This is a genomic window from Corynebacterium riegelii (assembly GCF_001263755.1).
Taxonomy (GTDB): Bacteria; Actinomycetota; Actinomycetes; order Mycobacteriales; family Mycobacteriaceae; genus Corynebacterium; species Corynebacterium riegelii.
Window position 1 is genome coordinate 2,001,188 of sequence record NZ_CP012342.1, and the last position, 23,205, is coordinate 2,024,392.

Sequence of the window (23,205 nt, forward strand, 5' to 3'; positions counted from 1 at the left end):
CCCTGCCGGAAGGAAGCCGATGGATGCCACTGTGATTCTGAGCGCCCGTTTTGGGCTGCTCGCCCTGTTGTGGCTGTTCATCCTGCTGGTGGTGTTTATCCAGCGGAAGGACGTTGTACGCGCGGCGGGGATGGTGCCTAGGCAGGCGGCGCGGCAGGCGCCGGTGAAGCGGGAGAAGCCGCGGCATCTGACTGTGGTTGAGGGACCGTTGCAGGGCTCTCATATGGATGTCTCCTCGTTGGAGGAGCTGACCATTGGCCGTGGCCCGGATAATGACTTCCAGCTGGGGGATGATTTTTCCTCGGCACGGCACGCGCGGTTGTTCCGGCGTGGCAGTGAGTGGTTTGTTGAGGATCTGGATTCGCGCAACGGCACGTTTGTGCAGGGTATGCGCATTGATCAACCGGAACGGGTGTCTGTGGGCACTGATATCAAGATGGGACGCACGATTGTGAGGCTGGTGCCGTAATGAGTTCCGCAAAGGGATCTTCGAAGAATTTGCGCCTTGATTTCGTCGCGTCGTCTGACCGCGGTCTTGTGCGTGGCAACAATGAGGATTCGGCGTATGCTGGTCCGAATTTGTTGGCGCTTGCAGATGGCATGGGTGGTCATGCCGCTGGCGAGGTTGCTTCGCAGATGATGATTGAGCATCTGGAGCACCTGGATAAGGATCCGGCGGATGCGGACATGCTTGCGCTGTTGGGTGCTGCGGCGGATGATGCCAATGCGGCGATTGCTGCTTCGGTGCGTGAGCACTCGGAGCAGGAGGGCATGGGCACGACGCTGACGGCGGTCATGTTCAACGGTGAGCAGCTTGGCCTGATCCATGTGGGTGATTCCAGGGGCTATCTGCTTCGCGACGGCACGTTGAAGCAACTCACCGTCGACGACACGTTCGTGCAGTCTTTGGTGGACGAGGGCAAGCTGGCGCCGGAGGATGTGTCCTCGCACCCGCAGAAGTCCTTGATTTTGAAGGCGTACACGGGCCGGGATGTCACACCGCATTTGGAGATGGTGGACGTGCAAGCAGGCGACCGCCTGCTGCTGTGCTCGGACGGCTTGTCGGACCCAGTCACGGCAGAGACCATCGGTGTGGCACTTGGCCAGGGCACGGTGCAAAACGCGGCGGATCGTTTGATTGAGCTGGCGCTTCGTTCCGGCGGTCCAGATAACGTCACTGTGGTGGTGGCGGAAGTTGTGTCGGAAACTGTGGGTGGCGGCGCAGGGGCGTCGATAAGCAATGAAGCCCCTGTGAAGGCCGGTGCTTTGGCACCCAGCTTTGAGTCCACCCACCCGGATTCTTCGGCGGGGCGGGCGGCGGCGCTGTTGCGCAAGTCGGAGACGATTGAGCCGGACCACAACCGTGCGAAGCTGCAGCCTGCGGACGCCGCGGGCGATGATGCGGAGGGTCCCCAACGAAGCACATGGCCGTGGGTGATCGGTGCGCTGCTGCTGGCGCTGATTCTGGCGTTTTCGGCGACGATGTGGATGCGCAATAAGACGCCGGAGACCTACAACCTGACCACCGATGAGCAGGGCGTTTTTGTGATTGAGACCGGTCGTGGTGAGCCGGTGCAACAGGTGTGCCTGGATTCGAAGAACACGATGCGCACCCAGCCGTATGAGGAGGGTGCGAAGAGCACGTCGGACTGCCACCTGTTTTCTCAAAGCGACCTGCCGGAAAGCCAGCAGGATGCGGCGGAGCGTCTGCCCTCGGGCACCTATGACGAGGTGCTGGGAATGCTGGGCAGGCTTGCAGACGAAGCGCTGCCAGTGTGCGTGGACGGCGACAAGACTGACAAGACTGAGACTGACAAGCCGGACGCTGAGCAACCGAAGTGCCGGGAGGTGAAGTAGTGCGCGGCGTATTTGGGCGGACCAAGGAGCTGGTGCTGCTGCTGTGCTCCGCAGGGCTGTTGCTGTTGATGCTGTTTAGCCTTGAGCTGAGCCAGGGCCGCACCCTGACCGGGGAGCTGTTGTACCTGGTAGGCGGCTTCATTTTGGTCTACGGCATCGCGCACGCGGCGATTGGTTGGCTCGCGCCGTACGCGGATCAGCTGCTGCTGCCGGTGGTCAGTCTGCTCAACGCGATTGGCCTGGTCATGCTGTATCGCCTCGGCTTTACGGATGGCTCAAGTGGGTTGGCGTCACGGCAGATGATCTGGTCCCTCGTTGGCGTGGTGCTGATGGTGCTCACGCTGGCGATTGTGCGTGACCACAAAGCGCTGTCGCGCTACTCCTACCTGCTGGGCATCCTTGGCTTGATCCTGCTGGCGTTGCCGCTGGTGTGGCCGCAGCCGCCGAATGTGAATGCGCGGATTTGGATCTGGATTGGTCCGTTTTCGCTGCAGCCTGGTGAGTTTTCCAAGATCCTGCTGCTGATCTTCTTCGCGCAGCTGCTCACCCAAAAGCGTGCGCTGTTTACGGTGGCCGGCAAGCATTTCCTGGGCTTGACCTTCCCGCGCCTGCGTGACTTGGCGCCGATCCTGGTGGTGTGGGCGATTGCCATTTTGATCATGGGCATCTCCGACGACTTTGGGCCGGCCCTGTTGCTGTTTGCCACAGTCTTGGCCATGGTGTACTTCGCCACTGGGCGCACCTCCTGGCTGCTGATCGGCGTGGGCCTAGTGGCTGTTGGCGGCTACGCCGTCTATCAGGTCAGCACCAAGATCCAGCAGCGTGTGGCCAACTTCCTTGACCCGCTGGCAAACTTCGAAACCATTGGCTACCAGCCTTCCCAGGCCCTGTTCGGCTTGAGCTGGGGTGGGCTGACCGGCACGGGCCTTGGTTACGGGCACCCGGGGATGATCCCGGTTGCGGAGTCTGACTACATCCTGGCCGCGCTTGGTGAGGAGCTGGGTCTGGTTGGCCTGGGTGCAGTGCTGTGCCTGTTCGCGGTGTTTATTTCCCGCGGCTACCGCTCCGCGCTGCAGGTGCGTGACACCTACGGCAAGCTGTTGGCTGCAGGCCTTGCCACCACGATTGCCATCCAGATCTTCGTGGTTGCTGGTGGCATTTCCGCCATGCTGCCCATGACTGGTCTGACCACGCCGTTCATGTCCGCCGGTGGTTCCTCCGTGATGGCCAACTACATCCTGCTCGGACTGCTGCTTCGCGTGTCCAACGCCGCGAACCGCCCGACGGAATTTGACCAGGACGCGCTGCGGAAAACGCCGCGCAGTGTGCGCAGGCACGCAGCACAGGCTGTAGGGACGGGGGCGTAAATGAACAAGTCCATTCGCCTCGGTGCATCGTTTGCGCTGCTGCTCATTGTGGCCTTGCTGGTCAACCTCACCGTTGTACAGGGCTTTCGTGAAGACGTGTATGCGCAAGACCCCCGCAACGCCCGCACCACTGTGGAGCTGCGCCAGATCAACCGCGGCCAGATCAACGCGGGCGGGTTGGTGCTGGCGGAGTCGTTCCGTACTGAGGACGGGTTCTACCAGCGCTCCTACCCCAACATGCCGTTGTCGTTCGGCCCGGTGGTGGGTTACGTCTCTGACCAGTACGGCACAGCCCAGTTGGAGGCTGGCTTCAACGGGCAGTTGACTGGGGATACCGCCGGGGCGTCCTCCCGCTTCCTGCGCACCGGGTTGGAAGAGGACCAGGTGGGCAACAATGTGGAGCTGACCATTGACCCACAGCTGCAGGCGCAGGCCTATGAGCTGCTGGCAAACCCTGGCTACGAGGGCGCCATTGCGGCAATCCGCCCAAGCACTGGTGAGATCCTCGCGCTGGCCTCTACCCCGTCCTATGACCCGAACCTGATCGCTGACCCAGCGACGGCAGAAGGCACCTGGGCGGATGTGAACAACAACCCCGGCAAGCCGCTGTTGAATCACGCGACGCAGGACCAGCTGCCGCCGGGTTCCATCTTCAAGATCATCACCACGGCAGCGGGCCTGCGCAACGGCTACACGCCGGACTCGCTGCTGACGGGTGAGGCGCAGACCATCCTGCCGGGCACCGACATCCCGCTGACCAACTACGGCGGCCAGGTGTGCGGCAGCGGCGGCCAAGTCACACTGTCCACCGCGTTTGCCCTGTCGTGCAACACGGCGTTTGTGCAGATGGGTCTTGAGGTTGGGGCGGACGCCATGCGTGAGGCCGCCGCCGCCTTCGGCGTGGGTGAGCGCTATGACCTTGGTATGCCCAACGCGGCCGGCAGCCTGGGCGACCTGCCCAGCGGTCCGGAGGTGGCGCAATCCGCCATCGGTCAGCGCGACGTCACCATGACCGCCCTGCAGGCCGCAGTGATGGCCGGCATTGTGGCCAATGATGGCGTGCGTATGAAGCCGTATGTGGTCTCCCGGGTGACACGCCCCAACCTGACGGAGGCGTACAAAGCGGATCCGGAGATGCTCAATGAGGCACTGACGCCGGAGGAAGCGGCAACGCTTGCCGGGCTGATGTACGGCTCTGAGCGCTGGACCTGGGGTTATGACGGCAACAGTTTCGCCTCCAAGACCGGCACCGCGGAGCACGCCGAGGGCGCTGACCCGCACGTTTGGTATGTGGCGTTTGATGACGCGAAGGATGTGGCGGTGGCTGTCGTTGTAAAGAATGGCGGCAATTTGGGTGTTGGAGCAACCGGCGGGCAGGTGTCCTCGCCGCTGGGGCGTGCGATCCTGCGAGCGGCACCCGCGGCACCCGCTCCGGCACCGGCAGAGGAAAACACCCAGCAAGAGCAGGGAAATAGGTAGGTGAGTTGGTAAGCATGAACACGGAAAACCGCGAAGATTTACAACAACTTATCGGCGATGACTACCAGCTGCAATGGGTCATCGGCCACGGCGGCATGTCCACCGTGTGGTTGGCAGACGATGTGGTCAATGAGCGCGAGGTGGCGCTGAAAGTCCTGCGCCCGGAGTTCTCCAGCAACCAGGAGTTCCTCGCCCGCTTCCGCAACGAAGCACTGGCTGCAGAAGGCATCAACTCCCCCAACGTGGTGGCCACCTATGACTACCGCGAGGTCACCTCGCCAGCCGGTTTCAGCACGTGCTTCATTGCCATGGAGTACATCCGCGGCGAGTCCCTGGCGGACCTGATCGCCCGCGAGGGCCAGCTGGAGGAATCCGTTGCGCTGGACGTGCTGGAGCAGGCCGCCCACGGCCTCGCCATGATCCACCGCATGGGCATGGTGCATCGCGACATTAAGCCGGGCAACCTCATGATCACCCAGAACGGGCAGATCAAGATCACGGACTTTGGCATTGCCAAGGCCGCGGCAGCAGTGCCGCTGACGCGCACCGGCATGGTGGTGGGCACCGCCCAGTACGTCTCCCCTGAGCAGGCGCAAGGGCTGTCGGTCACCCCGGCGTCTGACGTGTACTCCCTGTCCGTGGTGGGCTACGAGATGCTCTCCGGTACACGTCCGTTTACCGGGGACTCCTCCGTGTCGGTGGCGCTTGCGCACGTGAGCAACGAGCCGCCGGCTTTGCCTATTTCGGTGTCTGCTCCGGCGCGTGAGCTCATTGAGATTGGCCTGCGCAAGAACCCGGAGCAGCGTTTCCGCGACGGCAACGAGATGCAGCTGGCTGTTAGCCAGGTACGAAACGGTATGCGCCCGGCCCAGCCGGGCGGGCGTACGCAGGTGATTGCGGCGGAGCCGTCGGCTACCGCGTCTACCCAGATGTTGGCCAACGTTGCTGACGCGCGCACCACCCGCCCGGCTGGGAAGTACCCGCCGTCCGCGGCGATGGCGGTGCAGGAAAAAGCCCGGCGCGCTGCCGCTGAGCAGGCGGCACGTGAGCAGGCTGCGGCCCAGGCGCAGCGTGCTGCGCTTTCCGCACAGTCGGCGCCGCCGGCACCGGCGCGTGCTGGCGGCGGCGGCAAGAGCGGTGCTGCGGGACCGATCATTGCGGCGTTGTTGCTGCTTGCGCTAATTGGCGGCGGTGTTGCTTGGGCGTGGTCGGCGGGCATGATTGGCAGCTCCTCTCCGAAGACGAACACACCGATGACGCCTACAACCGCCGCCACGGCTGCCACGGAAACGGTGACGGAGACCCAGACGCAGGTGCAGCAGCCGGAGCCGGAGCAGCGCGAGGTGCCTACGCAGGACGCCCCGGGCACGATCACGTTTGAGCCGGAGACCAGCCAGCCGAGTACGACTACCCGCCAGCAGCCGACGCGGGAGCAGCCTTCGCAGCCGCGTCCTTCCCACCCGGAGCAGCCCACGCAGCCGCATCCGTCCCAGCCTGCTCAGCCTTCTCAGCCTTCGCAGCCGCAGCAGCCGGATCAGCCGCCCGCGACGTCTGCGCAGGAGGCGCCGACAACGCCGCAGGACAACGGTGAGTTAGAATCACAAGCTGACCCATCTGTCACAGGAGGTGACAACTAACACATGATGATCGCTGACCGCTATGAGCTCGGGGACATCATCGGCACGGGCGGCATGTCTGACGTCTACGCGGCTACGGACACGGTCCTTGGCCGCCAGGTCGCCGTGAAGATGTTGAAGTCTGACATGGCGCGTGATGAGAATTTCCGTGAGCGTTTCCGCCAGGAGGCGAAGAATTCTGCGCGCCTGAATCACCCGAACATTGTGGCGGTGTATGACACGGGCTCCCAGGACATCGATGGCTTGGAAGTGCCGTTCATTGTGATGGAGCGCGTTGTTGGTAGGAACTTGAGGGACATCGTGCGTGACGACGGCCCGCTTAGCCCCCACGACGCCGCCACCTTCATGCAGCCCGTAACCAAGGCGCTGCAGTCTTCGCATGATGCCGGGATTATTCACCGTGACATCAAGCCGGCGAACATCATGGTTACCAACACCGGCACGGTGAAGGTGATGGATTTTGGTATTGCGCGGGCGTTGGATGACGCGACGTCTGCAATGACCCAGACCTCCGCCGTGATTGGTACGGCGCAGTACCTTTCCCCTGAACAGGCGCGCGGCAAGGCCGCGGATGCCCGCAGTGACATTTACGCCCTGGGCTGCGTGATGTATGAGGCCGTCACCGGCCAGCCGCCGTTTGAGGGCGAGTCCCCGTTTGCGGTTGCCTACCAGCACGTCCAGGAAGACCCGGTGCCGCCGAGCGAGCGTATTGCGGACACGTTGAGCCCGAATGAGGCCGTGAACATTGATTCGGTGATTCTCACGGCGATGGCGAAGCACCCGGCGGACCGCTACCAATCTGCCGACGAAATGTGTGCGGACCTGGAGCGTTTGGAGCGCGGCTCTGTAACGGAAGCCGCGCGCAACCACTTGGCTGCCGCGGAGTCGGACCTGGATGCGTCCAACGCCACCAACGCCACAGACCAGACGGTGGTTGGCGGCACTGCTGTTGCTACGGATCGTGCGCCGGTGCGCAGGGAACCTGCCCGTCGTGCGGATGCGGCGCGTGCCCGTGAGGAGCACTCCCGTTATGAGGATCACCGCCGCGCCAACGAGAAAACCGGCACGTCCGCATGGATGAAGATTGTCGCCGCGTTTCTGGGCGTCGCGCTGCTGAGCACCGCTGGCTGGTTTGCGTACTCCTACTTCTCTGACCAGCGCCAGGTGCAGGAACAGATGATCATGGTGCCGGACGTGGTGGGCAAGCCGCGCGCCGAAGTGCTCGGGCAGCTGGAGGCACTTGGCCTTCGCACCGTGACCTCTGAGGAGCCGAACCCAGACATCGCCCGCGGAGACGTCATTGGCACCAGTCCGGCGATTGGCTCGCAGCTGCCGCCGGGATCCCTGGTCACCGTGATCGTCTCTTCCGGCCGCGAGCTCACAGACGTGCCGGACCTGACCAACCTCACCGCCCAGGACGCGCTTGAGGCGTTGGAGCAGGCGGGCCTGGAGCTCAACGAGGACATTCGGAAGGAAACCTCCGACACTGTCCCGGAGGGCCTAGTTACGTCGCAGCACCCGGCGGCTGGTTCGCAGCTGTCGAAGGGCTCGAAGGTGATAATCACGGTCTCTGAAGGCCGGGAGAAGGTGGAGGTGCCGTCCCTGGTTGGCCTGAACGTGAACCAGGCAACGGCAACGCTTGCGCAGCTTGATCTGCGCGCCACGGTCACCCGCGTGGACTCGGATCGCCCGGACGGTGAGGTACTTGCCGTGGCCGGTGCGAACACCGAGGTAGAGACCGGCACCACGGTGGAGCTGCGCGTGTCCAACAACATGTTGATGACCATGCCGCAGATCACGCGCATGTACCCCACGGAGGCGGACCAGGCGCTGCGTGACCTCGGCTGGACTGGGCGCCTTGTCCCTGGTCCTGCAGTGCCCACGGGCGCGGCGATTGACAGCGGCCTGATCGGCCACCAGGAGGTCGCCGCCGGTGAGGTTATCCGTAAAGACCAGGCCATTGGCTACAACCTCTGGCAATTTGAGGCCTCTGCCCTCATCCCGTAAATACCCGGCCCGCCGCGGCCGGTGATAGGCTAGCGCTCTAGCGTTGAAAGGACTGCACACATGCCCAAGGCAAAAGTGACAAAGGACGCCGTTCGCCCGGTATCTACCACCTCGGCCGGCACGTCGCGCACCCCGGTGAAGATCAACACCGGCGGCACCCCGACCTGGTACAAGGTCATCATGTTCGCCCTGATGCTGCTCGGTTTGGCCTGGATTGTCGCCTTCTACATCTTCGGTGATCAGGTCCAGTTCCTGGCTGAGCTCGGCCCGTGGAACTACGCCATCGGCTTCGCCGGCATGATCGTTGGTCTGCTGATGACCATGGGTTGGCGCTAACTATCCACACCTATCCACAGGCTGTGGATAACCCTGTGGACAACCCTGTGGATTTAGTACACAGGGGTGGCCGTCGGCAGCGTCGGCAGCCACACTGCCAGCACCGATAGCCCCAAACACACCCAAGCTGTCACCCATCGGGCTTTCTTGCTTGGATGCGTCAACGGCCACGCCACCAACGCCCCCACCAACAACCCACCCACGTGCCCCCACACACTGACGTTGGTGGCCACAAACGTATAGCCCACGTTCACGGCCAGAAGGGTGAGGGGGGCGATGAGGTCGGCGTGGCGTCGATAAGCAAGAGCTACTAGCACCGCCATCAGCGCAAACAGGGCCCCCGAAGCACCCGCCGTGGGCACCCCAAAGGCACCCGCGAGCACCATGCTTGCCGACGCCAACGTAAACCCCCCATACGCCACCACAAACGGACCCGTCCCAATCGCGCGCTCAACCTCCGCACCAACGAGCACCAGCATGAGCATGTTGAGGAACAAGTGCGTGGCATCCAGGTGCAAAAAGCCCGACGTCAACGCGCGGCTGTAGCCAAGGCCAGTGACCTCGGGGCCGTAGAGAATCATGTGCTCCGCAAGGGATGACCCCCACACCACCTGCGTCAACGAACGCGTCTGGAGTGCAGACACGCAAAAAACCGCGACGCACACGGCGGCAATGATGGTGGTCGCCGGTGCGCCGCGGAGAACGTTACGGAATACGTTAATGGTTACGTCCGCTTAGTTCGCTTAGTTAACGTCCACGGACTCAATCACCACGTCCTCAACCGGGCGGTCCATGCGGCCGGTCTTAACGTTAGCAATCTTGTCCACAACCTGCTTCGATGCCTCATCGGTAACCTCACCGAAGATGGTGTGGCGGTTGTTCAGCCACGGGGTAGCGTCCACCGTGATGAAGAACTGGGAACCGTTGGTGCCCGGGCCAGCGTTAGCCATGGCCAGCAGGTACGGGCGGTCAAACTGCAGCTCCGGGTGGAACTCATCAGCAAACTGGAAGCCCGGGCCGCCGGTGCCGGTGCCAGTCGGGTCGCCGCCCTGGATCATGAAACCCGGAATGATGCGGTGGAAGATCGCGCCGTTGTAGAACGGGCCCTCATCAGTGCCGGAGGCGTTCTTGGTGGCGTACTCCTGCTCGCCTGTGGCCAGGCCGGTGATGGTTGCCACGGTCTTCGGTGCGTGGTTGCCAAACAGGTCAATCACAATGTCGCCGTGGTTGGTGTGCAAAGTCATCGTCTGCGTTTTCATAGTCATGGTGACTAGGGTACGCGGTATTCAGAAACCCTGAAAAATTTTGCGATATTTTTCAGCGACCTGGGGTTTTAAAATCACATCCGTAACAAATCGATTTGTTTTCAGGGTTCGCCTTGCCGCCGCCCGAGGATTACGGTTAGCCCATGACCGAAAAAGCCCCCTCCGGAGTTATCGACTCTTTCCGCTACGCGTTTTCCTCCCCGGCGCGCCTGCGCACCGAAGTGTTTGCCGGCATGACCGTGGCGCTTGCGCTGATTCCGGAGTCCATCGCCTTTTCCATCCTCGCGGGTGTGGACCCGGCGGTGGGGCTGTTCGCCACCGTCATCATGGCAATCACGATTTCGTTCACCGGCGGGCGCCCTGCGATGATCACCGCCGCCACCGGCGCCATCGCCCTGGTAATCGCACCGGTGATGCGCGATCACGGCTTTGATTACTTCATTGCCACGGTGATCCTCGGCGGCATCTTCCAAATCCTGTTGGCTGTCCTTGGCATTGCGCGCCTTATGCGGTTTATCCCTCGCTCCGTCATGGTCGGCTTTGTCAACGCCCTGGGCATCCTCGTGTTTTCCGCGCAGTTGCCGCACCTGTTCAACGTACCGTGGTTGGTCTACCCGCTGGTGGCCGTCGGCCTGGTCATTGTGGTCGGCCTGCCACGCCTGACCACGGTTGTCCCCGCCCCACTGGTAGCCATCGTCGTGCTCACCGCGATGGTGCTGGCGTTCGGCTGGTCCGTGCCCAACGTGGGTGACATGGGTCAGCTCTCAAGCTCGCTACCAGGGCTTTTGCTTCCCGACGTCCCGTTAACCCTCGAAACGTTTTCCATCATCGCACCGTATGCCTTGGGCATGGCAGTAGTCGGCATCATGGAATCCTTGATGACCGCCAAGCTTGTAGATGACATCACCGACACCCACTCCGACAAAACCCGCGAATCCTGGGGCCAAGGCGTAGCCAACATTGTTACCGGTTTCTTCGGCGGCATGGGCGGCTGCGGCATGATCGGCCAAACCATGATCAACGTGCGCGAATCCGGAGCGCGCACCCGCCTGTCCACGCTGATTTCCGGCGTGTTCCTTTTGGTGCTGATGCTCACGTTGAACAACCTGGTGGGCCAAATCCCCATGGCCGCTTTGGTTGCCGTGATGATCGTGGTCTCCCTTGGCACCATTGACTGGCACTCCCTCCACCCACGCACGCTGAAGTTCATGCCGCTGTCTGAAACGACCGCGATGTTGGTCACTGTCGTCGGCACGCTGGGCACCGGCAACCTGGCCGTCGGCGTGGTGCTGGGTGTGCTGACGGCGATGGTGACCTTCACCCGCCGCGTCGCCCACCTGGTGCGCCTAGAGATGGTCGAAGAGCTGGACACGACTGGCGACGGCCACCCCAACATCCGCACCTACAAAGTCCACGGCCAGCTCTTCTGGGCGTCCAGCAACGACCTTGTGTACCAGTTCGACTACAACGATGAGGCCGAACACATCATCATTGACCTCTCCGCGGCCGAAATTTGGGACGCCTCCACCGTAGCCACCCTCGACTCCATCACCCACAAGTTCCAGCAACGCGGCAAAACCGTGGAGATCATCGGCCTGGACGGCCCGAGCAAGTGGCGCCTCGACCACCTCTCCGGCCAACTCGGCGATAGTTAGCGAGAGTGAAGCTCTCGGCGGGCCTGTGTTGGCCCGGTTGGCCTCCCCCAGCATTTAGCCGCCGGCCGATGCAACAATCCGGGGAGCTAGTGTCGCCACCTGGGCGTTTCGGGGACAGAATGCAGCAATTTGGAAATCACTGCAGCGGGTCGGACTGGATTCCTCACCAGGGCTGTAAGCGACCCGGGGGTCGTTTACAAAACCCCAGGTCGCGTTCGTCACATCCGTAACAAACGGCCTTGGTTGCAATGAGGCTGATGTGGCACGCGGGATTCACCGTGGGCCACACCACAAGAAAACCCCGTGAACTGGACAAATAACACCAGGTCACGGGGTTGACGTGCGAGGGCCAGGCGCCGAGGCTGGGAGCCGCGGGCCACCCAGCCCAGCCGGACTAGAGACCAGCGACGACCTCGTCGCGGGCAGCGACCAAGTTGCGCAGGGACGGGTCGACTTCCTTGTAGCCGCGGGTCTTTAAGCCGCAGTCCGGGTTGACCCACAGGCGCTCGGTCGGAACGTTCTGCAACGCAGCACGCAGGAGGTCCGCAACCTCATCCTTGGAAGGCACGCGCGGGGAGTGAATGTCCCACACGCCGGGGCCGATTTCGGAGTGGAAGGTCTCGTCCAGGTCCTCGAGCAGTTCCATGCGGGAGCGGGCGGCTTCGATGGAGGTGACGTCCGCGTCAAGCGCGGCGACGGCCTCGATGATCTGGCCGAACTCGGAGTAGCACAGGTGGGTGTGGATCTGGGTTGCCGGCTTGGCGTCCAGGGCTACCAGGCGGAAGGAGCGGACGGCCCAGTCGAGGTAGGAGGCGCGGTCGTCGGCACGCAGCGGCAGAAGCTCACGCAGTGCGGGCTCGTCGATCTGGATGACGTTGATGCCGGCGTCTTCAAGGTCGCGAACCTCGTCTGCAAGGGCAACGCCGAGCTGGTCGGCGGAGACGGACAGCGGTACGTCGTCACGCTTAAAGCTCCAGGCCAAGATGGTGACCGGGCCGGTGAGCATGCCCTTGACCGGCTTGTCGGACAGGGACTGTGCGTAGGAGGCCCACTCCACCGTCATCGGGTTCGGGCGGGAGATGTCGCCGACCACAATTGGCGGACGGGTGCAGCGGGAGCCGTAGGACTGGACCCAGCCGTTTTCGGTAACCACGAAGCCGTCTAGAAGCTCGGCGAAGTACTGGACCATGTCGTTGCGCTCGGCCTCACCGTGGACGAGCACGTCGATGCCGATCTCTTCCTGCAGCTCGATGACCTGCTTGATTTCGGCCTTCAGGGCTTCCTTGTACTGCTCATCGGTGAGTACACCGGCCTTGTGGTCGGCGCGAGCCTTGCGGATTTCCGGCGTCTGCGGGAAGGAACCGATCGTGGTGATCGGCAGCTTCGGCAGGCCAAGCTCCTCGTGCTGGATCTTGATGCGCTCCTCGAAGACCGGCTGGCGCTGCACGGAACCCTCCGGCAGAGCTGCAACGCGCTCCTGGACGGCGGCGTTGTGGGTGCGCTCGGATTCGGCGCGGGTGCGCACTGCGCGGTCGGAGCGGCTGAAGGCTTCAGCGGCGGCCTCTTCACCGGCAACGAGTGCCTTGATCTCAGCGATCTTCTCATCCGCAAAGGAGAGCCAGTTGGCCACATCCACCGGCAGGTTCTTCTCTGCGTCCAGCGTGTGCGGCACGTGCTGCAGCGAGGTCGAGGTAGTCACGTGGAGGTTGTCGGCAACGCCCAGCTCCTCCAGCAAAGCAACCTTCTTGCGCAGGTCGGCGGCCCAGACGTTGCGGCCGTCGATAACGCCGGCAACCAGGGTCGTGCCAGCATCAACAGCCTCGCGGACGTGCTTCGCGTAGTCCGGGTCCACGTCCAGGGTCCACGGTGCGAGATCCACCTGCAGTGCCTCAACGCCAAGGGAGCCGAGTACCGGCAGCGCCTCGCGGGCAGCGCCGTACGGGGTGGTCAGGTAGACGTTCGGGCGGGCATCAGAACCCAAAAGCTCGGTCCATGCCTCGCGTAGGTAGCCGGCGATCTCAGCGTCCGGGGTGGACAGGTCTGCCACCACGGCGGGCTCTGCCACCTGGACCCACTCCACGCCGGCGTCCTTCAGGGCGCTGAAAACCTCCGCGTAGGCGTTCACAAGAGCCGGCAGCAGCGACCACTCGGCCGGCTTGGACAGTGCGATCAGGGTGACCGGGCCAACCAGGTAGGGGCGCACGGTGTGTCCTGCTTCCCGTGCTTCGGCGACAAGCCGAAGCACGCGCTCCGGCACGGCCTTAATCTCCTGGCCTGCGGAAATCTCCGGCACCAGGTAGTGGTAATTGGTGTCGAACCACTTGGTCATCTCCAGCGGCACGCGCTCATCGTTGCCGCGGGCCAGCGCGAATTCCTCATCCAGGTCGGTACCGCCCGGCACCAGACCCACGGTGAGTGCGGTTTCCAGCACCTGGTCGTAGTACGCCACGTCTGCCGGGATTGCGTAATCCTCGTCCAGGCCAAGGTCGCGCAGGTGGTTGTAGGTGTCAATGCGCAGGGCGCGGGTGGTGGAGCGGAACGTATCAGCGTCGATACGCCCGGCCCAGTAGCTTTCTAGCGCGCGCTTGAGCTCGCGGTTCGCGCCGATACGCGGGTAGCCTTCGATAGTTGCCTTGGGAAACGTCATGTTAATCCTTGTGTTCGATGCCAATGCGCTGCAAAAGGTCGCGCGTTACGGCGAGATTGTTGTGTGTATAAATGTGCAGGCCGCCCGTGCCCGCGTTCAGAATCGTGCGCGCCAGGTCCGCCGAAAGCTCCATGCCCAGCTCATACTCCTCCTCGCCGGTTGCGGCGGAGCTCAGTTGCTTTTCGACGCCACGCGGAACCTCCAACCCACTCAACTCACCCATCCTCTTCGCCCTGGCGAGCGAAGTGATCGGCATGATGCCGGGGATCAAGGGAATCCGCACGCCTGCCATGCGCGCTACCTCGACGAACTCCAGGTAGTCGGCGGCGTCGAAGAACAGCTGCGTGATGGCGAAGTCTGCCCCGAGACGCTGCTTTGCCAACAGCACGTCTAAGTCATGGTCGAAGTTCTTGCTCTCCGCGTGCCCGCTTGGGTAGCAGGCCACAGACAGCGCCAACTTGCCTGCTGCCAGGCGAAACGCCTCTTCCTCCTGGACCTCATTGATCAGGTTCAACAGGTCGGTGGCATACGGCAGGTAGCCTTCCGGCAGCGCCTTTTGGCCTGGCTGCAGGTCTCCTCGCAGGGCGAGGAAGCCGCGCACGCCGGCGTCGATAAGCTGGCGGATCCAGCCCTCAAGCTCAACCTTGGTGCCGGCAGTGCAGGCGAGGTGAGCGATCGGGCGCAGATCGGTGGTGCTGGCGATGCGCGCGATCAGCGCGGAGGTTCCCTCCAGCCAATCGCTGCGCATGGAGCTGGTGACGGAGACGTAATCCGGGTGGTACGCGGCAAGGCCACCGATCAGCTCGTCGAGCTTCTCGGTGTCGGCGGTGTTGCGCGGCGGGATCAGCTCAAAGCTGAGCGCCGTGCGGCTGCGCCGCGACACACCCTGGTCTGCACCGGGGCCTGTCTCGGGGCCTGTGCCAAGTGCTTCTTCTGCGGTGTCCAGTGGCGCTGAGGCGGACAGCCGCGTCGAAGCAATAGTTCCACGCATGGAAAACATCTGCCTTTCGGATCTCAATTGGGGCGGCTGGCCGGGTAGGGCACTTGCGCTCTGCACCGTTTTTCAACGGTGGTTTGAAAAGTTATTCCGCGTTCATAACCGACACAATGTACCTCTTGGTCTACTTTGTGTCCGTGCAGGCTATCGGGGGTATCTCGGGTGAATAATATTCGGCGAAATGAACCGCTTGGTTCATTTCATGCGTGTGCAAATTAGCTACGCTTGTTGTGTCACAGAAATTTGCAATGAGAAGGAGCACCCCCATGAACAGCACACTGCTGAGGCTTGCCGTGCGCGGCGCAACGGACGCCTACAACTACCTGCGCAACAGCGCGGACAAACGGGAGCGCGAAGTGTATGACGCGCTGTTGGAGGCCGTGAAGAACGGCCGGATTGGCGAGGTCGCGGAAAAGGCCAACATCGATCAGCTAGAAGAGCTGTTTACTGACGCGCGCGCTGAGGCTGGCGACGTCACCCGGGACATTCACGACCGCCTCGACCGTCGCCGCGCCGCCTTCGCCGCGGCTGCCCCGGACCGCAAGGCGCGGCGCGAGGCGCTGATGAGCGCGGCTGCCGAGAAGGTTGGCAAAAAGCCTGCAAAGAAGAAGGGCAAGGCCGGCAAGGTTGTCGGCGGCCTGCTGGGTGCCGCGGGTCTTGCCGCCGCTGGCTGGGCGCTGTGGGAGTTTGTCCTGGCAGAAAAGCTGGACAGGCAGGCTGCTGGCAAGCACGCTTACACCCCGGAGCCCACGCGCACGGAAACCGGCACCGCTGGCACCGCCACGCTGGTGTACTCCACCCGCACGGAAGATGACTACGAAAAGGATGACTACGGCAAGCACGCCGCCGGCCCGCTTGGAGAGGAGCCGGCAGTCCGCGACGAGGAGCTGCTCTCCTCTATTGATGAGCAGCTGACCACCCTCGACGCGCTTGATGATGATCAGCGTGAAGCCACCGCCCCACGCCACCAGCTGCGCGAGGATGATTAATCCGCGACTAGTTCACAGCGCCCTGCGCTGCACCTGCTGCCCGCCACGCGGTCAGCAGGTGGCGCACGAGGCGCTGGCGTACGTCAGGAAACAGCGCCGTGAACTGCTCATCCATCGGACGGGTAACCACGATCAGTTCGGTGGCGAACTCAATGGGCGTCAGGTCCGGGTCAATCAGCTTGTGTGCGGCGGCTTTGTGCAGCAGCTCGCCTAGGCGCTGGAAGAACTCCTCGTACTCCGATTCCATCTCGCAGTCATCGGTGCTTGGCAGGTCAGCCACCAACGCGCCCACCAGCATGCCTACGCCGTAATCCATCAGCGTGAGTACGAAAGTGTCCCACTTCTCTTCTGGGTTGGAGTCAAACTCCTGCACCGTTTTCTGCAGGTATTCCTCTAGAAGCTCGATGAAGCCTATTGCGCAGGCTTCACGCAGTGCCGCGCGCGAAGGAAAGTGACGGTACAGTGTGGCAATACCCACACCGGCATCAGCAGCGATACTCTCCAACGTCACTTGAGAAGCCGGCTTTGTGCGGTAGTGCTCCATGGCCGTGGTGATGATTTGTGCGCGTTTCAAACGGGCGTCGGCACGCAAGGGCTCCCCCTTCTTGACAGCTTTAGTTTTCGCGAGCATGATATCACCATCTATAAGTGATAGTAAACCCTCCGCTTGGAGAATTATGAAAACAGTACTCACAGCACACGATCTAGTGGTGCACGACGGGGGTAACCCCATCAACCTCGAAGCGGGTGAAGGCATGACCATCATCCAAACCAAACGCGAGGTAGGCGGCACAAAACTCGCCATGGCACTCGCCGGCCGGCACAAACCGCAGTCCGGCTCAGTCGACGGCCCCGGCTTCAAGCGCACCGCGCTTGCCGGGGTGAATTTTATCGACGACCTCGAACGCATGGTCAGCGCACGCGAATGCATCCGCGAACAAGTTGCCTGGGCGCAACCCTTCTTCGCGCGCGTGCCGAAAAACATCATGGAACACAAGCTGGTTGCACCCTGGCTCGAACCGCTGCGGCTAGAAAACTTGGACGTAGACAAAGCAGTCGGTGATCTTGGCGTGATGGACCGCTTCCGCCTTCGCATCCTGCTGGCACTGATCTCGCGCCCGGACGCGGAGCTGCTGGTAGTCGACGACATTGACCAGCTGAAAAAAATGGCACTGCGCCACGAAATCCTGCAGGACCTCACCAAGGTGGCGGCGCGCGTACCGGTCATCGTGACCACAGTGAATGAGGAGCTATGAGCGGACTACACATTGGAACAAACTTCCGGAAGTTCTTCCACGGCAAGCTCCCTCCGCTGGCACTGATTGCCATCATGTTGCTGCCGCTGCTTTTCGGCGGTCTCTTTGTTTGGAGCTACTACGACCCGCTGGGCAACTTCCACAAGGTGCCCGTGGCCCTGGTCAACTCTGACGAAGGTGAGGCCGGCCAACAGGTGGTCGATGAGCTGCTCGCGCAGTCCCCGATGGACTTCCACCTGATCAGTGCCGAAGAGGCCCGCGAGGGCGTGGACAACGGCACGTATTACATGGCCATGGAGATTCCCAAGGACTTCACCGCCGCCGCCACCAGCGTGCGTGATGAGAACCCGCACCAGGCCAAGATCAACGTCACGCTGAATGAAACCAACGGTTTCATCCCAACCATGCTGGGCAACGTGGCCAGTGGCCAGGTGGCTGAAGCCGTGTCCAGCACGGTCGGCGCAGAGGTGGTTGAACAGCTCTTCGTCGGCTTCAACACGGTCGGAGAGGGCATGGATAAGGCCGCCGATGGCGCCAGCCAGCTCGACGCCGGCGCCAAAAAGGCCGAGGATGGCGCAGGTCAGCTCGGCGCGGGCGCGGGCAAGCTGGACAACGGCATGCAGGAGTTCAACTCCAAGCTCCAGGGGTTGCCGCCCGCGGCACGCCAGCTGGACGACGGCATGGGCCAGCTTTATGACGGCGCACAGCGCCTCTCCACCGGCCTTACCTCCGCAACCGGCGGCTCGCAGCAGTTGTCGAATGGTTTGAACCAGCTAAAGCAAGGCACGGACCGCCTGGGCGCGGGCGCGGCCCAGATCGCCGGCGGCGTGGACCAGATCACCGGCTTTGCTAATTCTCTAGGCTCCGCGCAGGCCGCACTCAACGACATCGACGCAGGCCTTGCCCAGGTCATCGCCGACCTGGACGCCTCCCCCGTCCCCGGCTCTGAGATCATTGCCAACCAGGCTCGCGCCACCCGCGCGCAGCTCAACTCGGGGGCGCTGACCACCGTTGCCGGCGTTGACCTGGTCGCCCAGATGAACCAGCTGCAGCAGGGCGCCCATGACCTGGCGAACCAGCTGCAGGACCCGACCGCCCAGTTCCGCTCCGGCATGGACCGCGCGGCCGTTGCTGCGCAGCAGCTTGCCGACGGCCTCGCGCAGCTTGAAAACGGCTCCGGCACCCTCATGGCCGGCATCACGCGCCTGAAGGACGGCACCAGCCAGCTCGTCGTCGCCGCCAACACCGCAGCCGACGCATCCTCCCAGCTTGCGGCCGGCTCCAACCAGCTGGTTGTGGGGCTTGGTTCGCTTAACGACGGCCTCGTGCAACTCTCCGACGGCACCGGCGAACTCTCCGTCAAACTTTCCGACGGCGCCCAGCAAGCCCCCCGCTGGGAAGGCGACCGCCTGAACAAGGCTGTGGACGCCGCCTCGCGCCCCGTGGTGGTCAACCAGGTTGGCGACTCCGTGACCTACTTCGGCCGCGGCCTCTCCCCCTTCTTCCTGGCCCTGTCGCTCTGGTTCGGCGGCCTGATCGCCTACATGATCTTCCCGCCGCTTTCCCGGCGCGCCATCGACTCCGGGGCGCGTGCGTACCGAGTCGCCCTCAACACCCTTATCCCCTCCTACCTCATCGGCCTTGCCCAGGTAGTGGCGCTGTGGGTCGTGCAGGTGCTGGTGCTGAAGGTGGAACCAGTCCACCCGGTCTGGATGTTCGCGGTGTTGCTGATTTCTTCCTGGTCCTTCATCACCACGATTTTTGCGTTGAATGCGTTGTTTGGGCCGTCCATAGGCAGACTGACCACTATGGCCCTGATGTCCCTGCAGCTGGTGGCATCGAACGGCCTGTACCCGCCCGAGGTGCAGCCGGAGTTCATCCAATGGATCCACAAGCTGGACCCCATGACGTACGTGGTGGACCTCACCCGCATCGCCATGTTCGGCACCACGAGTACCGACCCCCGCCTCATGCGCGGCATCATCGTGCTCGTGTGCCTGGCCGTCGGCGCTTGGGTGGCGTCGTGTCTGGCGCTTCGTTTACGACGCAACATCCGCGAAAAAGACATCCACCCCGAAATCGCCGTCTAGCGGGTGGGTCGGCTGCGTCGGCGTGGCTACGCCGTCGCCTGGCGGCTTCCCACCAGCCCGAACCGCTCCCCTTTTGAGCTAAACCCCGAATACAAGAGTACGGATAGATACCCAAAACCCGGCCTATCCGTAGTCTTCCGTACGGGGTTTAGCTGTGCGGTTTAGCTGTGCGGTTGGCTAAGCGTTTACGGCGTGAGGTTTACGGCGTGAGGTCTACTGTCCTAGCTCTTTAGCGTCGACTTCGGGGGCCTTCGACACGTCATAGGTGGCGCTGTTGACAATCTCCATCACCTCATCCTGGCTCAGGCCGCCGTCCCTGATGCTGAGCAGCTCCATGGTGGCCACGTTGCCCGTGGCACGCTTGCCTGCGGAAAGCAGCAGGCCATTCCACAAGTCACCGTCATTGTCCGTGTATTCGAAGAAGGACACCATCGCGTTGTCAGCACCCTGGATGTCCACGTCATCGGAACCGCGCTCTTCAACCTTGCCCGCCTGGGCGATCGCATTGCCGCCGAGGATGATGTAATTCGTGGCGTCTGCAAGCGGAGCCTGACCACTGTCCTCTGACATGCGGATCTGCGTCACCGTCTCAACATCCAACACGCCAACAACCCACGGGTCCGGCAACTCATCCGGATCAGTAGATCGGTCGTACACTTCCCAACTCTTCGGCACCTTGATTGTCAACGGGCCGGAGTTGACTGTTCAGAAGACTGAAATGGTAGCGGTGTGGTGAGTATCTGGTAGCGCCTGAGTGAGTATCCGGTAGCGGTGTCCCCACTCAGGCGTTGTTGGTGGTTATGCGTTGGTGGTCAGGCGCATGTTTGGTCCTTCGAGTGTGATGATCTCCGCACCGGAGACGAGTCGGTTGAGGATTGACTCGGAGATCACGGCATCGGGGATGGATTTGTACCACTCCAGTGGGGTGAATTGTGAGGTCACAATCGTTGAGACTTTGCTTTCACGCGCGGCGAGGATGTTGAGAAGTTGGTGCGCGGTTGCGGCATCTACTGGTGTGGTCAGGAAGTCATCGAGGACTAAGACGTCGACGTCGTGGAGGTACTGGATGAACTTTAACCGTGCGGGGTCATCGGGTTGGAGGACTGCTAGTTCGGCGGCGAGCATGTCGGTGCGGTAGAAGCGTGCGGAGTAGTCCTTGCGGCATGCTGCTGTGATCAAGGCTTGGGCGAGGTAGGTTTTGCCGACTGAGGATTTGCCCAGGATGACAATGTTTTGGCCCAGGTGGCACCATTGTCCGTGAGCGAGTCTGCTGACTTGCTCGGGGTTGATGTTGCGGTCAGGCGTGCAGACCACGTTTTCAAGGCAAGCATCAAGGTTTGGCGATCGGGATGCTTTCAGTAGTTTGTTGATGCGTCGTTCGCGCCTGGCCGCGACTTCTTTATCGAGTGCGTAGAGCACCTTTTGGGAAAACGTCCATGCGTCGAATGCGGGATCGTTGGCAATCTCGATGACGCTTTGTCCAAAGGCAGTCATCCGCAGCGCGGTGAAGTCGGGCAGGACGGACTCGTCAAGGAAGCGATCTGTTGGTGGGGTTGGTGATGACATGGGCTTAGTGTCCTTTCTTGGTGAGGTTTTCGATGCTGAACTGGTCTGCACCGCCGAGAAACGCGCCGGTGGTATCCCGGTCGGTGACTGCAGGGGCGGTGGGCTGGTTGGTTGTGGTGCTGCGCGGGGCCTGGTCTAACCCGCGGGGCCGGGTGGCGTGTTCTTTGCGTATGGCGGCCATCATGTTTTTGACTGCGGTATATGACACTGCACGTCGGCTGCCGTCGTTGGCCATTAAGCGCTGGCATGCCTCTTCCAGGATTGGTTTGTTGCCGTGTTTGCCCATCGACAGCACGTTTCTACAGGACTGGTACGCCTGGGCCGGGATGGCTTTCGCCGCGATGAGTTCTTCGATGACTTTGCGTGTTGCCGGGCCGGTTTTGCTGGCTTCGCGATAAAAGTAGTCGCTTGTCCACAGCCCACGAGTGGAGTCCATGCCAGATGGAATGTGCTCATAGTCAGTGACATAGGCCCCACGTTTATGCGAAACTTGGTGGGTTGCCACGGTCGTGCCTTGATCAAAGACGGTCAAGACTTGGCCGGTGATGCGCACATCGACAGTGCGGCCAACAAGCTGATGCGGAACGGAGTAGCGCACCGTTGCAACCGTGATATGGAAATCTGGGGCTACTTTCGCACGCTTCCACTCGGTGTGCTGCCACGGGGTTTGCGGCAGATCAGCAAGCAGATGCTGCTCGTGTTGTTCAAAGAGATCCCTGCGGCTTGACTGCTGGCTGCGAAACGGCACGGAGGTGTTGATCGCGTCGACTAAGTCCACAATCTTTTCGTTGAGCTCGTCTACGTCAACGCACTGGTGGCCTTCAAGGGTGTGGATGACTTTGTGGGTGACGATCTTTACCGCAGCTTCCACATTTGCTTTATCCTTCGGTCGGCGCGCGCGTGTGGGAAGTGCTGCTGTGTTGTAGTGCTCCAAGAACTGCTGGTAGGTGTCGTTGACCTTCCGATTCCTATCGGCAGTACTAATCGCGTTTGATGCTGTTGACGCGTTATCGGGGACAACAACCTGACAGACCCCACCGAAGTAGTCAAACGCTTGACGATGGGCATCAAGCCAGGACTGTTGACGCTGGTCAACACACGCACACGCAAACAACATCCCTGAATACGGCAACGAAGCGACGAAAATACTGACTTTCGCACCCGGCGTGCCCGCAGGGTCGTACAGGCACATCTTGGTACCTGCCCAATCCACCTGCATCGTATGCCCTGGTGCATGGGTGATCCGCGCGCTAAGCCCGGCAACATCGACATGGGAGGCAACTAGCTGGCGGAACCGGTCGTAGCTGTAGTGACGCTGACCCGGCTGGGCTGGGGTGGTGGTGTAGCGAGCCCACAATACTTGCAGTGTTTGCTTCGTACGCCCTGTGCGTGCTTTGACGACCGCGTCAAAGTCAATCGGGACGAACCCGCCTTGCCCACTGGTGCGTTTGTCAACGAATATCTCGGCCAACTCGTCATCGGTCAACGCCGCGACCTGCTGGGCAGTGGTCAGGCCGAGGCTTCGTAGCGCTTGGTTCGCTCGGGAAATCGCGCGGTGCGAGCACCCGAGCTGGTCTTCAATCTGGCGGTAAGAGCGCTTCCTAATCAGCAGCGTCATCACCGCACGGTAATCCGTCATCAGCGGACTCCTTCCAGTCACACGCCGCACCCGAGTGGTGCGGCTACCGGAAGTATCACCCCGAGCCCCCTGAGCTGCTACCAGATACTCACTGAAGTGCTACCAGATAGTCACGACACTGCTACCAAATAGCCGGTCGCAACAGTTGACCTCCACCAAGTCGGAAGCCTTCGCGGTGGATTCTTCTGTGGCTTCTTCTGTGGTTTCTTGGGAGCTTGCTTCCGCAGTTGTCTCCTGCGTTGTCTCCGGGGACGGCTCTGGCGCTGACTCGGTCTCCGCGCAGCCGGCTAGACCTAGGGTTAGTGCCCCGACGACTGCGATTGTTACTACGTTCCTTGCGTGTTTGCTCATGAGGGCGGGTCCTCTCGCATCTATCGCTAGTACTTAGTTGCGCCATAGTACTGAAAGTTGGAGGAAC

Annotated in this window: 19 protein-coding genes; 11 read left to right on the plus strand and 8 right to left on the minus strand. The window is 62.1% G+C overall.

All coding sequences use genetic code 11. The features are described from left to right. Positions 1-19 precede the first annotated feature (19 nt). The 7 genes from AK829_RS09675 to crgA are packed head-to-tail and all read left to right on the plus strand — an operon-like array spanning position 20 to position 8,683. Complete coding sequence (locus AK829_RS09675; protein ID WP_052205652.1) at positions 20-469, plus strand: FHA domain-containing protein FhaB/FipA; 450 nt, start codon at positions 20-22, stop codon at positions 467-469. Beyond that, the gene (locus AK829_RS09680) at positions 469-1,857 is read left to right on the plus strand and encodes a PP2C family protein-serine/threonine phosphatase (RefSeq protein WP_052205653.1); all 1,389 of its coding nucleotides are present in this window, start codon (positions 469-471) and stop codon (positions 1,855-1,857) included. Before AK829_RS09675 ends, AK829_RS09680 begins: the two co-directional genes overlap by 1 nt. Continuing rightward, positions 1,857-3,224: an FtsW/RodA/SpoVE family cell cycle protein gene (locus tag AK829_RS09685; protein WP_232305720.1), complete on the plus strand. Its 1,368-nt coding sequence runs from the start codon at positions 1,857-1,859 to the stop codon at positions 3,222-3,224. Before AK829_RS09680 ends, AK829_RS09685 begins: the two co-directional genes overlap by 1 nt. Next, a complete protein-coding gene (locus AK829_RS09690) occupies positions 3,225-4,703 on the plus strand; it encodes a penicillin-binding transpeptidase domain-containing protein (RefSeq protein WP_052205654.1) in 1,479 nt (492 codons plus the stop codon). A 14-nt stretch (positions 4,704-4,717) separates the two neighbouring features. After that, positions 4,718-6,340 (plus strand): serine/threonine-protein kinase, encoded by a 1,623-nt coding sequence (locus tag AK829_RS09695; RefSeq protein WP_052205655.1) that lies wholly within the window; start codon positions 4,718-4,720, stop codon positions 6,338-6,340. A 6-nt stretch (positions 6,341-6,346) separates the two neighbouring features. Beyond that, positions 6,347-8,347, plus strand: a complete 2,001-nt coding sequence (gene pknB / locus AK829_RS09700) for a Stk1 family PASTA domain-containing Ser/Thr kinase (protein WP_052206494.1) — start codon at positions 6,347-6,349, stop codon at positions 8,345-8,347. Between the two features lie 60 nt (positions 8,348-8,407). Beyond that, positions 8,408-8,683 carry a cell division protein CrgA gene (gene crgA / locus AK829_RS09705; RefSeq protein ID WP_052205656.1) on the plus strand — a complete coding sequence of 92 codons (276 nt, stop codon included), beginning with the start codon at positions 8,408-8,410 and terminating at the stop codon, positions 8,681-8,683. A gap of 53 nt (positions 8,684-8,736) precedes the next feature. On the opposite strand, the gene AK829_RS09710 is transcribed toward crgA, so the two are convergent. Beyond that, a complete protein-coding gene (locus tag AK829_RS09710; protein ID WP_232305721.1) occupies positions 8,737-9,327 on the minus strand; it encodes a rhomboid family intramembrane serine protease in 591 nt (196 codons plus the stop codon). A 99-nt stretch (positions 9,328-9,426) separates the two neighbouring features. Continuing rightward, positions 9,427-9,948, minus strand: coding sequence for a peptidylprolyl isomerase (locus tag AK829_RS09715; RefSeq protein WP_052205658.1), 522 nt, complete (start codon positions 9,946-9,948; stop codon positions 9,427-9,429). 143 nt (positions 9,949-10,091) lie between these two features. Between AK829_RS09715 and AK829_RS09720 the strand changes: the two genes are divergently transcribed. Next, positions 10,092-11,603, plus strand: coding sequence for a SulP family inorganic anion transporter (locus tag AK829_RS09720; RefSeq protein WP_052205659.1), 1,512 nt, complete (start codon positions 10,092-10,094; stop codon positions 11,601-11,603). A gap of 394 nt (positions 11,604-11,997) precedes the next feature. Here the strand turns inward: AK829_RS09720 and metE are convergent, their stop codons facing one another. Next, positions 11,998-14,250, minus strand: coding sequence for a 5-methyltetrahydropteroyltriglutamate--homocysteine S-methyltransferase (gene metE, locus AK829_RS09725; RefSeq protein WP_052205660.1), 2,253 nt, complete (start codon positions 14,248-14,250; stop codon positions 11,998-12,000). A 1-nt stretch (position 14,251) separates the two neighbouring features. After that, positions 14,252-15,241 (minus strand): methylenetetrahydrofolate reductase, encoded by a 990-nt coding sequence (locus AK829_RS09730; RefSeq protein ID WP_052206495.1) that lies wholly within the window; start codon positions 15,239-15,241, stop codon positions 14,252-14,254. A gap of 272 nt (positions 15,242-15,513) precedes the next feature. Between AK829_RS09730 and AK829_RS09735 the strand changes: the two genes are divergently transcribed. Further along, positions 15,514-16,236 (plus strand): hypothetical protein, encoded by a 723-nt coding sequence (locus tag AK829_RS09735; RefSeq protein ID WP_052205661.1) that lies wholly within the window; start codon positions 15,514-15,516, stop codon positions 16,234-16,236. 7 nt (positions 16,237-16,243) lie between these two features. Here AK829_RS09735 and AK829_RS09740 read toward each other — a convergent pair whose 3' ends face one another. Next, a complete protein-coding gene (locus tag AK829_RS09740) occupies positions 16,244-16,867 on the minus strand; it encodes a TetR/AcrR family transcriptional regulator (RefSeq protein ID WP_232305722.1) in 624 nt (207 codons plus the stop codon). A 46-nt stretch (positions 16,868-16,913) separates the two neighbouring features. On the opposite strand from AK829_RS09740, the gene AK829_RS09745 reads away from it, so the two are divergent. After that, positions 16,914-17,492, plus strand: coding sequence for a hypothetical protein (locus AK829_RS09745; protein WP_232305723.1), 579 nt, complete (start codon positions 16,914-16,916; stop codon positions 17,490-17,492). Then, positions 17,489-19,582 carry a YhgE/Pip domain-containing protein gene (locus AK829_RS09750; protein WP_052205662.1) on the plus strand — a complete coding sequence of 698 codons (2,094 nt, stop codon included), beginning with the start codon at positions 17,489-17,491 and terminating at the stop codon, positions 19,580-19,582. Before AK829_RS09745 ends, AK829_RS09750 begins: the two co-directional genes overlap by 4 nt. A gap of 213 nt (positions 19,583-19,795) precedes the next feature. On the opposite strand, the gene AK829_RS09755 is transcribed toward AK829_RS09750, so the two are convergent. From AK829_RS09755 to istA, 3 genes are all read right to left on the minus strand, one after another. Beyond that, positions 19,796-20,239: a hypothetical protein gene (locus tag AK829_RS09755; protein ID WP_052205663.1), complete on the minus strand. Its 444-nt coding sequence runs from the start codon at positions 20,237-20,239 to the stop codon at positions 19,796-19,798. A 141-nt stretch (positions 20,240-20,380) separates the two neighbouring features. Further along, positions 20,381-21,148, minus strand: coding sequence for an ATP-binding protein (locus AK829_RS09760; protein WP_052203473.1), 768 nt, complete (start codon positions 21,146-21,148; stop codon positions 20,381-20,383). A 4-nt stretch (positions 21,149-21,152) separates the two neighbouring features. Further along, positions 21,153-22,787: an IS21 family transposase gene (gene istA, locus AK829_RS09765; RefSeq protein ID WP_052205628.1), complete on the minus strand. Its 1,635-nt coding sequence runs from the start codon at positions 22,785-22,787 to the stop codon at positions 21,153-21,155. Positions 22,788-23,205: the final 418 nt, after the last annotated feature.